This is a genomic window from Paenibacillus mucilaginosus 3016, assembly GCF_000250655.1.
Taxonomy (GTDB): Bacteria; Bacillota; Bacilli; order Paenibacillales; family NBRC-103111; genus Paenibacillus_G; species Paenibacillus_G mucilaginosus.
Genome location: NC_016935.1, coordinates 5639223 through 5656025, shown reverse-complemented (window position 1 = coordinate 5656025; position 16803 = coordinate 5639223). Strand labels below are relative to the sequence as shown.

At 59.4% G+C, this 16803-nt stretch carries 16 protein-coding genes and 1 pseudogene; 12 read left to right on the top strand and 5 right to left on the bottom strand.

Features of this window, described 5'->3' with window-relative positions:
• The first annotated feature begins 62 nt into the window (after positions 1-62).
• From deoD to PM3016_RS23030, 4 genes and pseudogenes are all read left to right on the top strand, one after another.
• A pseudogene (gene deoD, locus PM3016_RS23045) lies at positions 63-771 on the top strand (purine-nucleoside phosphorylase).
• Between the two features lie 33 nt (positions 772-804).
• Positions 805-2106 carry a pyrimidine-nucleoside phosphorylase gene (locus PM3016_RS23040; RefSeq protein WP_014371141.1) on the top strand — a complete coding sequence of 434 codons (1302 nt, stop codon included), beginning with the start codon at positions 805-807 and terminating at the stop codon, positions 2104-2106.
• Positions 2107-2368: 262 nt separating this feature from the next.
• Positions 2369-2866, top strand: coding sequence for a hypothetical protein (locus tag PM3016_RS23035; RefSeq protein ID WP_013918980.1), 498 nt, complete (start codon positions 2369-2371; stop codon positions 2864-2866).
• Between the two features lie 282 nt (positions 2867-3148).
• Entirely contained in the window at positions 3149-3931 is a 783-nt protein-coding gene (locus tag PM3016_RS23030; RefSeq protein WP_014371140.1) for an SDR family NAD(P)-dependent oxidoreductase, read from the top strand.
• Between the two features lie 86 nt (positions 3932-4017).
• Here the strand turns inward: PM3016_RS23030 and greA are convergent, their stop codons facing one another.
• Positions 4018-4491: a transcription elongation factor GreA gene (gene greA, locus PM3016_RS23025; protein WP_013918977.1), complete on the bottom strand. Its 474-nt coding sequence runs from the start codon at positions 4489-4491 to the stop codon at positions 4018-4020.
• A gap of 239 nt (positions 4492-4730) precedes the next feature.
• Here greA and PM3016_RS23020 point away from each other — a divergent pair, with 239 nt between their 5' ends.
• The 4 genes from PM3016_RS23020 (at position 4731) to htpG (ending at position 9651) form a co-directional block, all read left to right on the top strand.
• Positions 4731-6014 (top strand): hypothetical protein, encoded by a 1284-nt coding sequence (locus PM3016_RS23020; RefSeq protein ID WP_014371139.1) that lies wholly within the window; start codon positions 4731-4733, stop codon positions 6012-6014.
• A gap of 143 nt (positions 6015-6157) precedes the next feature.
• Positions 6158-6940 (top strand): squalene/phytoene synthase family protein, encoded by a 783-nt coding sequence (locus tag PM3016_RS23015; protein ID WP_013918975.1) that lies wholly within the window; start codon positions 6158-6160, stop codon positions 6938-6940.
• Positions 6941-7216: 276 nt separating this feature from the next.
• A complete protein-coding gene (locus PM3016_RS23010) occupies positions 7217-7459 on the top strand; it encodes a hypothetical protein (RefSeq protein WP_013918974.1) in 243 nt (80 codons plus the stop codon).
• A 311-nt stretch (positions 7460-7770) separates the two neighbouring features.
• Entirely contained in the window at positions 7771-9651 is a 1881-nt protein-coding gene (gene htpG / locus PM3016_RS23005) for a molecular chaperone HtpG (protein ID WP_013918973.1), read from the top strand.
• 89 nt (positions 9652-9740) lie between these two features.
• Here htpG and PM3016_RS23000 read toward each other — a convergent pair whose 3' ends face one another.
• Positions 9741-11384 (bottom strand): stalk domain-containing protein, encoded by a 1644-nt coding sequence (locus tag PM3016_RS23000; protein ID WP_014371138.1) that lies wholly within the window; start codon positions 11382-11384, stop codon positions 9741-9743.
• A 166-nt stretch (positions 11385-11550) separates the two neighbouring features.
• Here PM3016_RS23000 and PM3016_RS22995 point away from each other — a divergent pair, with 166 nt between their 5' ends.
• Entirely contained in the window at positions 11551-12258 is a 708-nt protein-coding gene (locus tag PM3016_RS22995; protein WP_014371137.1) for an SMI1/KNR4 family protein, read from the top strand.
• Positions 12259-12709: 451 nt separating this feature from the next.
• Entirely contained in the window at positions 12710-14224 is a 1515-nt protein-coding gene (locus PM3016_RS22990) for an MDR family MFS transporter (protein ID WP_014371136.1), read from the top strand.
• Positions 14225-14324: 100 nt separating this feature from the next.
• Here the strand turns inward: PM3016_RS22990 and PM3016_RS22985 are convergent, their stop codons facing one another.
• Positions 14325-14861, bottom strand: a complete 537-nt coding sequence (locus tag PM3016_RS22985) for a hypothetical protein (protein ID WP_013918969.1) — start codon at positions 14859-14861, stop codon at positions 14325-14327.
• A 173-nt stretch (positions 14862-15034) separates the two neighbouring features.
• Here PM3016_RS22985 and PM3016_RS22980 point away from each other — a divergent pair, with 173 nt between their 5' ends.
• Entirely contained in the window at positions 15035-15436 is a 402-nt protein-coding gene (locus tag PM3016_RS22980; protein WP_013918968.1) for a hypothetical protein, read from the top strand.
• 210 nt (positions 15437-15646) lie between these two features.
• Positions 15647-16069, top strand: coding sequence for an organic hydroperoxide resistance protein (locus PM3016_RS22975; RefSeq protein WP_014371133.1), 423 nt, complete (start codon positions 15647-15649; stop codon positions 16067-16069).
• Here PM3016_RS22975 and PM3016_RS38805 read toward each other — a convergent pair.
• Positions 16066-16230, bottom strand: a complete 165-nt coding sequence (locus tag PM3016_RS38805; protein ID WP_187297968.1) for a hypothetical protein — start codon at positions 16228-16230, stop codon at positions 16066-16068. The genes PM3016_RS22975 and PM3016_RS38805 overlap by 4 nt on opposite strands.
• Positions 16231-16302: 72 nt before the next feature.
• Entirely contained in the window at positions 16303-16665 is a 363-nt protein-coding gene (locus PM3016_RS22970; RefSeq protein WP_013918966.1) for a DUF423 domain-containing protein, read from the bottom strand.
• Positions 16666-16803 lie beyond the last annotated feature (138 nt).

The window sequence follows — 16803 nt, the reverse complement described above, 5'->3', positions numbered from 1 at the left end:
CATACCATTACCGGGCGGGGGAGAAGCCCCTTCGCCCTTCGGTCTACAGGAGGATACAGACTATGAGCGTACATATTGGAGCCAAACCGGGCGATATCGCCGAAACGGTCCTGATGCCGGGCGACCCGCTCCGTGCGAAATATATTGCGGAGACGTATCTCGAGAATATCGTCTGCTACAACGAAGTCCGCGGCATGCTGGGCTTTACGGGAACCTACCAGGGCAAGCGCGTGTCCGTACAGGGCTCGGGAATGGGCCTGCCGTCGATGAGCATCTACGCCAACGAGCTCATCACGGAGTACGGCGTGAAGAACCTGATCCGCGTGGGCACCTGCGGCGGCATGCAGGAGCATGTGCGCGTGCGTGATGTTGTGCTGGCCCAGGCCGCGTGCACGGATTCGAGCATGAACCGCCATGTGTTCGGCGGCTACGACTTCGCGCCGGTGGCGAGCTTCCCGCTGCTGCTGGCCGCCTACGAGCGCGGCACGGCCAAGGGCATGAAGCTGCATGTGGGCAACGTGTTCAGCTCGGACTCCTTCTACCGTGACGACAAGTCGGTCGTGCAGAAGCTGATGGCCCACGGCGTGCTGGGGTGTAGAGATGGAGACGACCGCCCTCTATACGCTGGCGGCGAAGCATGGGGTGAACGCCCTGACGATCCTGACGGTCAGCGACCACCTGATCACCGGCGAAGAGACGACGGCGGCGGAACGCCAGTCCACCTTCAACGATATGATGATTGTGGCGCTCGATACGGCGGTTTCCCTGTAGGGAATAGAGAAGCGGAAGCGAGGAGATACGGCGATGAGAATGGTGGATCTGATTCAGAAGAAGCGGGATGGGAAAGAACTGAGCAGCGAAGAGATCGGTTTTATCATAGAGGGCTATACGAAGGGCGAGATCCCGGACTATCAGGTCAGTGCGCTGGCCATGGCAATCTTCTTCCGTGATATGACGGACCGGGAGAGAGCGGACCTGACGATGGCGATGGTTCACTCCGGCGAGACCATTGATCTCTCGGAGATCGAAGGCGTGAAGGTCGACAAGCACTCCACCGGCGGCGTTGGCGATACGACGACGCTCGTGCTTGCTCCGCTGGTGGCGGCGCTGGGCATCCCGGTGGCGAAGATGTCCGGCCGCGGCCTCGGACACACAGGCGGTACGATCGACAAGCTGGAGGCGATCTCCGGCTTCCACGTCGAGATCTCCAAGGAAGAGTTCGTGAAGCTTGTCAACGAGCACAAAATCGCAGTCATCGGCCAGTCGGGCAACCTGACGCCGGCGGACAAGAAGCTGTACGCCCTGCGGGATGTGACGGCTACCGTCAATTCGATTCCGCTGATCGCAAGCTCCATCATGAGCAAGAAGATCGCGGCGGGGGCCGACGCCATCGTGCTCGACGTCAAGACCGGCGCGGGCGCCTTCATGAAGAGCGTCGATGACGCCAAGGAGCTCGCGCAGGCGATGGTCCGCATCGGCAACAACGTCGGCCGCAAGACGATGGCGGTTATCTCCGACATGAGCCAGCCGCTGGGTCTTGCGATCGGCAACTCGCTCGAGGTCAAGGAAGCGATCGATACGCTGAAAGGCCAGGGGCCGAAGGATCTCGAGGAGCTTTGCTTCGCGCTGGGCCGGCAGATGGTCTTCCTGGCGGGCAAAGCCGCCTCGCTGGAGGAAGCGGAGGAGAAGCTCAAGGAAGTGATCGCCAACGGCAAAGCCCTCGAGAAGTTCCGCGAGTTCATCGCGAACCAGGGCGGCGACCCGTCGGTCGTCGACCATCCGGAGAAGCTGCCGCAGGCGGCGTTCCTGATCGAGGTGCCGGCGAAGACGGACGGTGTCGTGGCCGAGATCGTGGCCGACGAGATCGGCACGGCGGCGATGCTCCTGGGTGCCGGCCGGGCGACCAAGGAATCCGAGATCGACCTAGCGGTCGGCCTGATGCTGAACAAGAAGGTCGGCGATGCCGTCAAGGCCGGCGAATCGCTGGTCACGATCCACGCGAACCGCGAGAACGTCCAGGAAGTCGTGGACATGATCTACGCGAACATCCGGATCGCGGACCAGGCGGAAGCGCCTGTGCTGATCTACGGCACGGTAACGGAGTAACAGCAGCAGTATACAACGCCGAAGACTTGGCCCCGGGAAGGGGCCAAGTCTTTTTGTGACCGCAATAGGGCTGTCATGGGAAGCCGGCAGTCGACAAGACACAATTTTCCGCAAAATGTGCTCAAAAAAGATTGCAAAACCGCCGCCGGCCGGAATATGATAAGAGTAGCCGGTATGACATAACGGCTGCGCTGCACCGAGAAATTGTAAGCGCTGACATCCGGAGAGGGCCGATCTGTTCACGACAACAAAGGATGAGGTGATGGCTGTGGGAACCCGCTTGCTTTCGGAACACATCATCAAGAAGCATTCTCCGCACCTGAAGTATGTCAGGATTCACTCCGGCGGCGGTCATACGGCCGTCATCTATGCCTGGAACGAAAATCTGCAGCTGAGCGACCAGGACGCGTTCCGGCTGCGGCGCCTGGCCGCCGGTCACCTGTCGCCCTATGTGAGCTATAAGGTAAAGCCCTATGACAAGCTGCAGGAGGACGGCATCCCGGTCCGGCCGGAGCTGCCCGAGAGTGTGGTGGAGGCGGCCATGTCCAGGAGCGTCCAGCAGACGGAGCTCCTCGCACGGATCAACCGGCTGTTCCCCATCGGACAGATTGCGTTTAACCGGTACGACGCCATCCACGGCACGATCCATTTTGACGTCTACCTGAACCCCGGGATCACCGCGATCGAGAAGGAACTGTTCCAGGAATACCTGCACGAGGTGATTCCGCTGGGCTCCTCCTTCGAATTGACTTATCATTAACCAGCTGTGCGTTATAAATGACAACTGCTCCGGCATGCCCGGGGCTTTTTTTCGTTGAGGAAGAGAGCAGCGGGCATGAGAAAAAAAGGAAATCGGACTTCCGGCGCGAAGTCATTTATGGTGAAATACATAAGGAAAATGGAACCGGAGTGGAATACGGGCCCCCCTGAAGGACTGCGCGGGGGAACTGCATGTTCCGCGGGAAGGTTCATCCGGGGCTCAGCACCCAGGGACACGTGGGGCAGGGGAACGATTCAATGAGACGGAGAGGGAGATGACGGTATGGAATTGGGCTTGAGAGGAAAAGCGGCCTTGATTACGGGCGGCAGCAAGGGCATCGGCTTCGAAACGGCAGTGCAGTTGACGCAGGAAGGCGCACAGGTGGCGATCTGCGGACGGAATGAGGAGGCGCTGAAGGCTGCGGCGGCCCGCATTCTCGAGCGGACCGGGGCCGAGGTGTTCTATCTGGCGGCCGATGTGACGAAGGAAGAGGACTGCCGCCGGTTCGTCGAGGCGGCCGCGGAGCGCTTCGGCCGTCTCGATATTGTGGTGAACAACGCGGGCACGTCCGCGGCGAAGCCGTTCGAGCAGGTGGACGCCGCGGCCTGGCAGCAGGATCTCGATCTGAAGCTGTTCGGGGCGATCCATATCTCGAAGCATGCGATTGCGCACCTGCGCAGGGCAGGGGGCGGGGCGATCGTCAATGTAACGGCTTCCATGGCCAAAACGCCGCTGGCATCGTCCCTGCCGACCACCGTGAGCCGGGCCGCCGGGATGGCGCTGACGAAGGCGATGAGCAAGGACCTGGGGCCGGACAACATCCGCGTCAACACGGTCTGCATCGGTCTGATCCGCAGCGACCAGATCGAGAAGGGCTGGCAGGCGTCGGCTCCGGAGAAGAGCTGGGAGGAGTACGCCCGTGATCCGAAGCATGGCGTCCCGCTCGGACGGATCGGAGATACGGAGGAAGCGGCGAAGGTGATCACTTTCCTTGTATCCGATGCGGCTTCGTATGTCTCCGGGACTTCCGTGAACATCGACGGAGGGAAGGCCGGCGCGCTGTAATCTGGCTTGCAACCCAAAAGAGACATGCGCCTCATGGCAGCATGTCTCTTTTGGGTTGCAGCATAGTACATAGTAAACCCTTACGCTTAGTTCGCCCGGATCTCGAGCAGCTCGTACGTAATCACGCCCATAGGGGCATTGACACTGATTTTGTCCCCGACGGCCTTGTTCATCAGCGACATCCCGAGCGGGCTCTCATAAGAGATCCGGTTCTCGAGCACGTCCGCTTCGGAAGGGCCGACGATGCGGTACTCGATCTTCTCGGCGAACTCAACGTCGTAGAGCACCACGACGGAACCCACGTTGACCTTCGACGTATCGATGTTGTCAGCGATCCGGGCTTTCTTCAGCATTTGCTCCAGGGTGAGGATGCGGGTCTCGAGGAACGCCTGATCGTCCTTGGCGGAGTGGTATTCGCTGTTCTCCTTGAGGTCGCCGTAGCTGATCGCTGTCTTCAGACGGGTGGCAAGCTCCTTGCGCTTGACGGTCTTGAGCTCTTCGAGCTCCTGCTCCAGTTTGGCAAACCCCTCGCGGGTAAGGATTACTTCTTCATTAGCCATGTGTGTGCATCTCCTGAATCGTAGTAGGTTTCGAAAAGTTGAATCCCGTCCCCCCATTGTACACTAAAAAGCACCCATGCGAAACTCTCCCGTAAAAAGCCGGGAGGGGCCGGAGGGGGCGGAGGCGGACATTTCCTTCTTGCCCGCAGGGCGATATACTAGAGGAATAAAGTAATGCAAGTCCCATCCTGCAGAAGATGAGGTGAACCTGACACGTGATGCATCCGGAGCCTGCCGCAATGATCAGGGAGGAGGCCGCCCGTTCCGGCCGCGACCAATTCGAGCTCCGCTTCGCGGCGCCGGGCGCGCGGGGGCTGGAGCTGACCCTGCTGGCCGAAATTCTCACGGCGGTCCAGCACGCCGTCTGGACGCTGGATCCGCGCTGGCTGGCCAGCCACAAGAAAGTGCCCGGCGAAGTCAGCGGCGATAATGCGCTGGAGGCGGCGGCCATCCATACCGCGCCGTACGGCTTCCGGCTGGCATCGCGGCACGAGGCGGACCTGTTCGGGGCGACGCCGGCGACAGGGGCCCTTCAGGCGCTGGCGGAGCTCATGCGCGACAGCTCCGACGAAGCGCGGCTGCAGGCCGGGCTGAAGCACCTGAGCCCGCGTGCCGCGGCCGCCTACGAGCGGCTCTTGGAGCTTCTGCTGCGGACGAAGGCTGTCGTCGTGCTGCGCTGGTCGTCGCCGGGCGGCGGAGGGCTGGAGGCCGCTCTCCATCCCGGCGTGCTGGAGTCGGCATACCGGCTGCTGCAGATGACCAACGAGAGCAAGTCGACCTTCACCGCCAAGGGTACCTTGGCGGCCGTCAATATGAAGCGGGGGACCTTCCAGCTCGACAGCGAGGACGGAATTTCTTATGCGGGGAAGCTCTCGGGAGAGATTAAACAGGATATCCAGAAGGGTAATAAGATCGTGGTGCCGATGAAGGCGGACGTGCTGCTGGAAGTGACGACAACCTTCAATGTCAGCACGGGAAGCCGGACGGAGGCCTACAGGCTGCTCCAGCTTTACAGCCGCAGCGATGTCCTCGGTGATGCGCAGCAGCTGCGGTTCAAGGAAACCTTGAGCCGCCTGCAGAAGGCCTATGACAAGGTGGAGCGCAGCATTCCCAGGGAGAGCGGAGGATACGGCAGCGGGGATCCGTATGACTCGGGAGGCGCCAGTCCGCTTACGCCCGGCGACTGCACGGAGCTGCGGGAGCTCATCGGCAGTCTGGAGGAGGAGCGGCTGGCGGACGGCACGCCGGTCATCGGGGATCCGGCCGGAGCCGCGGCGCTGCGGGAGCTGCTCGCGCCGGGCCACCCGATCGCACAGCTCGCCGAGACGGCGGAGAGCACGGCGGCGGGGCTGGCCGGCCATGAATACTACGGCGATGAGCCGGACCTCGACCCGAAAGCGCAGTCGATGCTGGCCAAGGCGGCCGAGCTATTGAGGAAGCGGGAGGCGGAAGCCTATCCCGAGCTCCGCTCCCTGCTGGAGCGTCTCGGCAGCGTGATTGGGGCGCTGGAGAAGCTCGTGTAGCCCTTTTGGAAGTGAAAATGTTTTCATATTTGGTATCGGGATGCCCGCGTATGGTATCATAAGAAAAAAGCTATGGCTAGTCTATCTCAGCTAGTTACATTTTGGAGGGAACACCCATTACTAACGTTGTCCTGAATGATGCTATGAGCATGCTGCAAAAAACGAGCAGAACTTTTTATATTCCCATCAGCCGTCTGGAACAGGGGCTCCGGGAAGCCGTCACCTCGGCCTACCTCTGTATGCGGGCGATCGACGAAATTGAAGACCATGAAGAGCTCGATCCCAAGGTCAAGTCGGAGCTGCTGTACGGCATGCGCGAAGCCTTCCGCGGCCCGGATCTGAAGGAAGCGACGACCCGGCTGCTGGCTCCTTACCAAGGCATTCTGCCGGCCGTCACGATGCAGGTGCATGAGTGGGCGCAGCTCTGCCCGTCGACCATCGCCTCGACCGTGTACAAATACATCGCGATGATGTCCGAGCAGATGGCCGAGTGGGTTGACCGCAAGTGGACCATCCGTACCGAAGCGGACCTCGACCGGTATACATACAGCGTAGCCGGCATGGTGGGCGAGATGCTCTCGGACCTCTGGTACTGGTACGACGGAACGAAGACGGACAGAGACAAGGCGGTTGCTTTCGGCCGCGGACTGCAGGCGGTGAACATTCTCCGCAACCGTGGGGAGGATCTGGAGCGGGGCGTGGACTTTTTCCCGGAAGGGTGGGAGTTTAACGAAATGCTTCAGTACACGCGCCGCAACCTGTCGATGGCGGATGCCTATATCGCCGACCTGAAGGACGGTCCGGCGCTCAGCTTCTGCAAGATTCCGCTGGCGCTGGCGCATGCGACCGTAAAGCTCATTGCGGGCGGCGGCAATAAGCTGACCCGGGACGCCGTGCTGAAGATTGTGAACCGGCTCGGGGGTTAACCGGGCAAGCCTTGAACGGGTGGAACTGAGAATACTTGGATGAGGCGGGAGGCTTCCGGAAGGAGGCCTTTTTGCTATGGGCGTACACCGCCCGGGAGGAAAGAAATGGATGCTGCGGAAAGCGCGAAAACGCTATCTTTTTCCTTGCCTGGTGAAGGCTCCCCATGCTACACTATGATACAGATTGGATCACCGCCCGGCTGCTCGGGAGCGGGAACGGGATTCCAAATGAGGGTACGGCCGGGGGCCGGGAACAGGGCGGACAGGAGCGAACAGATGAACAAGAATCCACAAGTGATGCGGCAGAGCATCGAGTCTTCGAGGCTGAACATCGAACTGTCGGCCATTCAGCTGATCGACCAGTTGTCGGCCGAGCTGGAGAAGGACTATCCGCATATCGTGCTGGATGCGATCCGGGTCCGGATCCGTCAGGTGCAGGAGTGGAGAGAGCGCGCGGATGCGGAGCTCGACAGGCTGCTCGGTCTTTACTGTCCGGAGCTGGAGGAACAGTCCCGGTAGAACTCGTCTGCGGCGCTGCTTGAACCTTCTCGGGGCGCCGGACGAGCTGGACATCATTCGGTATACGACTTCGGAAACCGCCGTTCCGGCGGTTTTTTGACGTGCGCCTGGGGCCGTATGACGTGCGTTTTCATGGACTTTGTGTAAACTCCTTGACATCAAAAATTAGAATATGATATATAAAAACAAGAAGTGTTAGCACTCCTGAGTTTTGAGTGCTAACATGCTCGGGGCACTTCATCATGCATCCACACGCAGCCGCCGACCGGGCGGAACACCCATTGCAGAGAATCTGAAAGGAGCTTTCTTTCATGGCCGTTAAAGAGTTCAAAGCCGAATCCAAACGACTGCTGGAGATGATGATCAACTCCATCTACACCCAGAGGGAGATCTTCCTCCGGGAGCTCATCTCCAACGCCAGCGACGCGATCGACAAGATCTATTACAAGGCGCTGACGGATGACAAGCTTGTGTTCGACAAGGAAAACTATTACATAAAGGTGACGGCCGACAAGGACGCCCGTACGCTGACGATCTCCGATACGGGTATCGGCATGACGCAGGAGGAGCTTGAGACGAACCTCGGCGTCATCGCGAAGAGCGGCTCGCTGGCCTTCAAGAAAGAGAACGAGCTGAAGGACGGCCACAACATCATCGGCCAATTCGGCGTGGGCTTCTACTCCGCGTTCATGGTCGCCGACGAAGTGACCGTTGTGAGCCGTGCGCTGGGCAGCGACCAGGCGTACAAGTGGCATTCGAAGGGGGCGGACGGCTACACCATCGAGCCGTGTGAGAAGGAAGCGGTAGGCACCGAGATCACCATGAAGATCAAGGAGAATACCGAAGACGACAACTACGACGAGTTCCTCCAAGAATACCGCCTGAAGGCGATCATCAAGAAGTACTCGGACTTCATCCGCTATCCTGTCAAGATGGACGTCAAAGTCCACAAGCCGAAGGAAGGCGCGGAGAACGAATTCGAGGAGCAGGTCGAAGAGCAGACCGTGAACAGCATGGTGCCGATCTGGCGCAAGAACAAGAATGAGCTGACAAGCGAGGACTACGAGAACTTCTACCAGGAGAAGCGCTACGGCTTTGACAAGCCGCTGACACACCTGCACATCAGTGCGGACGGGGCTGTAGTGTACCAGGCGATCCTGTACATTCCGGAGAATCCGCCGTTCGACTACTACACCAAAGAGTACGAGAAAGGGCTCGAGCTGTACTCCAACGGCGTGCTCATCATGAACAAGTGTGCGGACCTGCTGCCCGACTACTTCGGCTTCGTGAAGGGGATGGTCGATTCCGAGGACCTCTCGCTGAACATCTCCCGTGAGATGCTGCAGCATGACCGCCAGCTGAAGCTCATCGCGAAGAACATCAAGAACAAGATCAAGTCCCAGCTCGCCTCCCTGCTGAAGGACGACAGAGAGAAGTACGAGAAGTTCTTCAAGGCGTTCGGCCGCCAGCTGAAGTTCGGCGTCTACAACGACTACGGCATGAACAAGGACGAGCTGCAGGATCTGCTCCTGTTCTACTCCTCCACAGAGAAAAAACAGGTTACGCTTGACGAGTATGTCGCGAGAATGCCGGAAGACCAGAAGTACATCTACTATGCCTCCGGCGAGTCCATCCAGCGCATCGAGCGTCTGCCGCAGACGGAGCTTGTCGCGGACAAGGGCTACGAGATTCTGTACTTCACCGACGATATCGACGAGTTCGCGATCAAGATGATCCGCTCGTACAAGGAGAAGGAATTCCGTTCCGTCTCGAGCGGCGACCTTGGCATCGAGCCATCGGCGGACGAGAAGCAGGATGAAGCGCAGGAAAGCGAAACGAAGGACCTGTTCGAGCACATGAAGAGCGTGCTGTCCGATAAGGTGAAGCAGGTGCGGGCGTCGAAGCGTCTCAAGTCGCATCCGGTGTGCCTGACCACGGAAGGCGATGTCTCGATCGAGATGGAGAAGATCCTGAAGCAGATGCCGAGCGGCGGCGACGTGTCCGCGGACAAGATCCTCGAGATCAATGTGAACCACGAGGTGTTCCAGTCGCTGAAGAACGCATTCGAGCAGGACAAGGAGAAGCTGAGCTTGTACACGAACCTGCTGTACAACCAGGCGCTGCTGATCGAAGGCCTGCCGATTCAGGATCCGGTCGACTTTACGAACGATATCTGCAAGATCATGAAGTAAGGGTTCAAAAAAGGAAGTTAAAGACGAAGCCCCCGGCAGCCGGGGGCTTTTTGCATTATCAATTAGAACCGGCGGACCGTAATCCCGGGCTAAGGCAATTCTTTCTCGGTCAGGGTGCCGTCCGCCGCCACACGGGTCTCCCGGATGCTGTCGCCGAGCTTCCGGTAGAGGGTATAGCCGCTCATGTTCAGGCTGTCCGGCTCATGGTGTACGAACAGCTGCAGCGCAAGCTTCCCGCTCATCAGCGCTTCCCGGTCTACGGCTGCAAGCTTGTAGGGTCCGGCGGTGTTGGCTTCCGGGACGGCCGGGTCCGAATACAACGGAGAGAGGGGGAATTCGTCGGTGACGAAGCGGTATTCCCAGCTGCGGGTGCCATCGGCCGCATCGTACACCACCCGCGGGGAGTTGCCCAGCAGTCTTCGCACATCGTCTCGGGAGACGCCCGGTGCCAGTTTCTCGAGGATGCGGCGGGACGGCGGCTTGGTCAGGGTGAGGGTCTTCTCAGCGTCCGATGCGCTGTAGGTGACCTGGTGGCCTGTGAGCGCAGCCAGCTCATTGACCGGCAAGAATACTTGGCCCAGGTGCATTACCAGGGGGAAACTGAGCGCCAGCGGCGTTCCATCGGCGGCAGTCTGCATACCGTCAAGCGATACCTGCACAGAAGGGATGATGTCTACCGGAACACCGCTGAGATGCGGCGACGGAGGGACCGGTACGCCTTCGTTCTTTTCTTGGGTCGCCTTATCGGTTGTCAGCGCAAGCCGTCTGGCCTGGGGATCGTATACGGCCGTCATACCCAGAAGCCCGGCGCCCGTATCGAGAGGGTAATAGATCAGTCCGTTGTAATTAATCGGCAGGCTCGTCAACCTGGCGTACCCGCTGTCGAGCCGCACATTCAGATCCGGCATGATGTAGCCGTGATCACCGCCTCCGTAGCCTTCAACCGGGGAATCCGGATCAAACAGCGGCTCTGTGACAAGCAGGAACGACTTCCGGCCCGAATCCCATTCCGAACGGAATCCCATGATGGCACTCCAGAAATCGAAGGGCACGAGCACCTGGTTCTCCACCTGCAGAGCCGGCCCGGACAGGGTGCCGATGAGGTCGCCCGAGGCATTATGAACCTCTTTGCTGCCAATTTTTAACTTCCAGCGGCTTTGCCACGGAGCGATCAGGGTGACATTCTTCGAGATTCCGTTCCACTCGGCATCTCCTCCAAGGATGGTCATCATCCGGTAAACAGGCAGATAGGCTTGATCATTCAAGTAGACCGGCTGGTGAAATTCTTCCCAGGGGTCAAAGACAGTGGGGGCAGAATTGATTGTGATGTCGATGGGCTTATAGTCTATCATTCGACGGGCTAGGGCGACTCCTTGATTTTGGGGTGAAAACAGTTCACCAGTAGTAAGCTCCTGCATACCTTCGATCTCCTTGCTTGTGAAAGCCAGATCGTCCGGATAACGCGCCAGCCCCTGCACCAGCTTATCCAGCTCTGTGCGGCTAAGCTTCCGGGAGCGGAGAACGGCTGCCGCCAGCTCTGCCCGGGGACCGAGCTTCTCCACGGTTTCCTTCGCGATCCCTTGATCCAGCAGCAGCCGCACCGCCTCCACTTGCGCGGGAGTCCGCTGGTCCGGTAGCGCCTGCTGGGCACGGATTCCTGCCGGCGGCAGGGCAGCCATCAGTGCAGCCGCCAGCAGCAGGGCGGACAGTCCCTTTAACCTTCGTTTTTTCATAGGTCACCCTCCGTTTTCCATAAAATCCTTAATCCACAGACGGATGACGGAGGACGAAGGTTGCATGGATCGGGGAATGGCAGAGGCTGCTCGACACAGGTACACTCGGGATGCTATGGTGGGGGAAATGACTTCCAATAGTTTGGATAAGGAGACTGAAGATCAGATGGACGATGTTGGACTATATGCGATGCTGTCGCTGATCGTGCCGATTGCTGTCATAATCGTCATTATCATTGGAAAGATGCTCCGTCACCAGGAGATCCCGGACAGCCGGTATACGCCCTTCGACCAGATTACCGGACATGCGCCGGTAGTGTTCCAGGAGCATAAGGAAACGAAGGAGGACGAGGACGAGGCGGGGGATGACAAGGACAAGAATGAACGGGAAGGCTGCTGTGTCCTGGAAGGCGATGGCTTATACAGGAAGCTGCTGGACGAAGGGATTGCCGGACCGCAGGAAATCCGGGGCTGCAGTGAGGAAGAACTCAGAAATTTCGAGATGGAGAACAACCTCCGGCTGCCCGGCAGCTACCGGAATTTCCTGCTCACGGCCGGGCATGGAGCAGGAAGGCTGCTTCACGGTACGGATATCTTATGGGATCAAGTAACCAGCCTGAGAGAGGCGGCGGAAGAACTCCTTGCAGAGAACAACGAATCTTTTACGCTTCCTGAGGACGCCTTTGTCTTTTCAATGCATCAGGGGTATGCCTTCATGTACTTTTTGCTGTCTGATGGAGAGAATCCGGCGGTATATATGTATGTGGAAGGCAGTGGTGTACCCCGGAAGGCTTATTCATCATTCGATGCCTTCTTGCTGGAAGAACTGAAGCTGCATAGCGAGAGGCAAAATGGGAAGTCGGAGACTGCGTAACTAATCTGGAGGCAACTGAGAGGATGATGCATCATCTTTTCACCAAGGTCAACAGATAAGGGAGCCGCTGTATCTCCTGGAATGCGAACCGGTCTCCTCAGCAGGAGCGCACGGCGCGCCGAAGTTGGAAGATCTGCGCGAAGCGACCGCTTGTGAAGGGCAGGCCGGCAGACGAGCCGCCCCCGGTCCTGAGCCGGCCGGAGGAAGAACTGGAGGAGCTGCAGGGTTACTGGCATTTTCAAATCAGCGAATCCTAATCAAAAATCAAAAAAGCTGAGGAATAGCATCATTCCACAGCTCGCAAATGGTAAAATATGTAAAATATCGTCAGGGGCGTATCTTAGCTATAGAATAACCGATCGGAAAGAATAAGTCTATATTTTTCGGCCCAATCCCGATATAGTTGCCTTACTGCTTCCGCGGAGCGGTAACAACTGAAGGAGCGTGGGTTATGGTTGCCGAAAGCAAGGAACAGCGGCTCATCACTTGGGGGCTGCTGTTGGGTTTGATTCTGTCGTCCGTCGATCAGACGATTGTCGCTGCTGCGATGCCGAATGTGCTGGGGGAATGGGGAGATCTTTCCCTGTACAGCTGGGCCTTCTCGGTCTATATGCTGGCTTCGACGGTCACCATGCCGATCTACGGCAGGCTGGCGGATTTGTTCGGACGTAAACTCACATACATGGCCGGGATGGGACTCTTCCTCCTCGGTTCGCTGCTCTGCGGGATGGCCGGCAGCATGGCGTCGTTCATCGCATTCCGGGGAGTTCAGGGACTGGGGGCGGGGGCTCTGATGCCTATCGCCTTCACGATCGCAGCCGATGTATTCCCTCCCGAGCGAAGGGGCAGGTTCATGGGCTTGTTCAGCGCGGTCTTCGCCGTCAGCAGTATCGTGGGACCGGCGCTGGGCGGATGGATGACGGAGCTGTGGAGCTGGCGGGGGATCTTCTGGATCCAGCTGCCGATCGGAGCAGCCGCTCTCTATTTCGTGAGAAAAGGACTTCATGAAGATGTCCGAAGGCAGCAAAAGCCTTCGGTCGACGGGTGGGGGGCGCTGCTGCTGGCAGGCGGTGTTACCTCGCTGCTGACAGCCTTGGTAGTGGGCGGGGAGACGTATGCTTGGGGGAGCGCTCCCGCGCTGGGATGGTTCGCCGTCTCCACCCTGCTGCTCGGGGCTTTCATCGGGGTCGAGATGCGCGTGAAGGAGCCGCTCATTCCCCTGCGCCTGTTCCGGCTGAAAACCCTGGGGTACGGCAGCCTGGCCGGATTCTTCGTGAGTGCGGGCATGTTCGGGGCGATTGCTTACGTTCCCCTGTATGTACAGGGCGTCATGGGGCTCAGCGCATCAACCGCCGGCTCGATGCTTATTCCGCTGATGCTGTCGGCGGCGGTCACCTCCATGGCCTGCGGACGCTGGATGCTCCGCACCACCTTCCGGGGGATCCTGCTCCCAAGCCTCGCACTGATGCTGGCCGGCTTCCTGCTCCTCAGCCGGCTGGATACCGATTCCTCCCTGCCGGAGCTCCTGCTCAGCCTGATCCTCACCGGTCTCGGGATGGGAGCCGTCTATCCGGCGCTGGGGACGGCGGCGCAGCATGCGGTCGACTGGCAGGAGAGAGGGGCGGCGACGTCCTGCTCCCAATTCTTCCGCTCGATCGGCGGGACCATCGGTGTCAGTGTCCTGGGCAGTCTGCTGGCCGGCCGGATGTCGGCATGGCAGGAACTCCTGGTCTCCAGGAGCGTGAGTGCGGCCGGGTCGCAGCTTGAAGCGGGCGCCCGGCCGGAGATGGTGCTGCTGGACCCGGCCGGGCGGGCCTCGCTGCCTCCGGAGCTGCTGAGCGCCGGGGAGGCTGCTCTCAGCTCGGCGATCGGGGACGTCTTCCTGGCGGGGGCGCTGTTCGTCGCCATCGGACTTGCCGCCAGCACCTTGCTTGGCAGCGCCCGTCTTGTTCAACGGTCCCGATAGGGAGTTCATTCCCCAAATCAATACCGCACAAAAGACAAGGCTGCCGGATCGGCAGCCTGTTTCCTTTTTATGAGAGGTATGAATTCATCGGTCGTCTTGTTCAACCGTCGGTCTGCCGGGGCAGACGTTCGAACTCCTGCGGATGCTCGCGGATATACCGGCCGATCCGCTGCAGGGTGGAGGGAAGCAGCCTGCGGAATTCGGCATCGATCGGTTCTACGGCGGCCAGAAGCTCCGGACGGAGGGCGAGGCTGCCAAAGCTCAGGTCGAACTGCGCATAGTCCAGAGCATGGCCTGTTTCCGCAAGGACTCCTTCCAGGCGCTCGAGCAGTTGCAGCATGGGAAGGTCGCCGAAGAAACGCAGGCCGTCTTTGATGCCGTTCCATTCCCGGCCCTTGGCCAGGAAATAAGCGCTCCACCAGTACAGGTCCTCCCGGGAGTGGACCGCATGAGCGTAGAACACGCGGAAGGTAAACAGCGCCTGCTGGCCGGGGCTGAGCTCCCGGAACGATTCGGCAAAGTCGCCGCCGGCCGACCGGTCCTTTTTGTAGGCCGCAATAAGCGGGGCGAAGCACCGCTCCGCCAGTTCGTCGGCCTCTGCCGTTAACACCGTATCGTCCTGCATATGATCTTCCAAAATATTGAAAACCCCCTTCCACGACAGTATAGCACAGCGGCAGCGGAGGGCAAGCGGGATTCTTCCTAACGAAATCCCGCAGGACAAATTCTAAGCGGCCCGGGTATTCCATACGAATAAAGTAGAGAAAGAGCGTCCTGGACAGGGCAGCCACTGAGGCAGAAGGCGGGTGCATGCGGATGTCATTTTTCGATAAAGTAAAGCAGAGTGCGGCGGAAGCGGCGAGACTGGCGCAGATGACCCTGGAGGTCACGAAGCTGCAGACCCAGATCTCCTCGCGTGAGAAGGAAGTTGAACGAAAACAGCTGCTTGCCGGCCAGGCGGCGTTGGATGCGTACAAGGCGGGCGACCTTAAGGCGGCGGAACGGGTGGTAGCGGCGCAGTCCGCTTCGATTCTCGCGCTGCAGAAAGAGGTCCAGCGTTTGCAGTCACGGATTCTTTCGTTGAAGAATGAGAAGCTGTGTCCCTGCGGCAGCCACCTCCCGCAGCATGCGCTGTTCTGCTCCAGATGCGGGCACAAATTCACCGGCGGGGCTTCCGCGCTTCCCGGAGAAGGCGGCCGCGATCCGCTCTGAGAGCCGGAAACGGAATAAGCCGGACAGTACGGACCGATGTTCGTCTGATCCGGCTTATTTGCCGTTCCAGGGACTGCCGTGATTAGATGCCTCATGCGGAGATGGACGGGAGTCTGACTATTTAAATTGAACACAATTTAATTTGACAAAATGATATAAAGGGTGTACGATTGCATTGTGAACAATACAAATGAGAAACGGGGAATGAACATGAGCGCATTGTATACAGCGGAAGTTACGGCAACAGGCGGCCGGCAGGGACGGGTCGTATCGGCGGACGGGGTGCTCGATGTGGAGATCAAGATGCCGAAGGCGCTCGGAGGCCCGGGTGGGGAAGGAACGAATCCCGAGCAGCTCTTCGCCGCAGGGTACGCAGCCTGCTTCGATTCGGCGCTGAATCTGGTCATCCGTACGAAGAAGGTGCCGGGCATTACGCATACGTCGGTGACGGCCCACATCTCCATCCTTAGCGATGAAGCGGACGGAGGCTTCAAGCTGGCAGGCGTACTCGAGGTGTATATCGAAGGGGCGGACCGCGAGACGGCGCAGATGCTGCTCGAAGCGGCGCACGGCGTGTGTCCGTATTCGAAGGCAACCCGCGGCAACATTGACGTGGCGCTCAAGCTGGTTTAAGCCGGCGGGCAGGACACAAATAAAGGATACCCTGTCCGCTCCCCTGCCGGCAGGGCAGCCCGGCCGCCTTCTTGTGCAGCGGCGGTTTGACCCGGCAGCAAACGCACTAACGATCCTGCGGCCGGATAGCCGGCCCGGCAGAGCGGGAAAGCAATAGGCATGCTTGCGGCCCCTGTGCGGACAGCCCAAAAACCCTCAAGGAAATTCCTTGAGGGTTTTTGCCGATGCCTGATTTAGAGTACCGAGATCAGGACCAGAATCCAGCCGGCCAAAAAGGCGAGGCCGCCCAGCGGCGTTATCGCCCCGAGCTTGCGGATTCCTGTGAGGCTCAGCGCATACAGGCTGCCCGAGAACAGCACGATGCCTGCGAAGAGCAGCCAGCCGGCCGTCCCCAGAAGTGACGCTTCCGGCAGCTGTCCGGACAGTACCCCGATCAGCAGCAGCCCCAGCGCGTGGGCCATATGATATTGGACCCCGGTCTGGTATACTTTCATGGCGTCTTCGGTCAGCTTGTTCTTCAGTCCATGCGCCCCGAACGCGCCGAGTGCGACGACGAGGAACATGTTCAGGCTGCCGAGTACGAGTAAGGATGTCATAACCTAACGCCTCCCTACGAAATACTACCGTGTTTGGGCGCCTTCCGTCAACGCCGCCAGGGCTGTCGAAATCTTGCTGTCGTAGCCGGAAGGCATGTCAAACGGGGGGCCTGCGGGTTATACTGGCGATAGGAGGTG